Below are 248 nucleotides of genomic sequence, written 5' to 3' on the forward strand. Positions count from 1 at the left end.
CGCCGACGCGCGGGTGGCTGCACTGGAATATGTGCAACGGTATTTCAAGGACGGATCGGACGAACTGAGCCTGCCCGCGCAGGCCGGGTTCCTGGCCACCGCGATGGGCGCCGATGCGCGCGCCGTTGCCAGCGGCTCCACGGCGGACGGCAGCTACGCCACGGCAGTGGGCAACAACTCGGTGGCGCTGGGCCGTGCAGCGAGCGTCCTGGACGGGGCCGCAGACGGTTTCGCGCTCGGCACGCGCT

1 protein-coding gene is annotated in these 248 nt (G+C 71.4%); it reads left to right on the forward strand.

From position 1 onward, the window contains the following. The coding region (locus ACQG3P_RS21340; protein WP_426806170.1) for a hypothetical protein at window positions 1-248 on the forward strand (248 nt) is incomplete at both ends.

Source organism: Stenotrophomonas sp. SrG, from assembly GCF_050031795.1.
Classification (GTDB): Bacteria; Pseudomonadota; Gammaproteobacteria; order Xanthomonadales; family Xanthomonadaceae; genus Stenotrophomonas; species Stenotrophomonas rhizophila_A.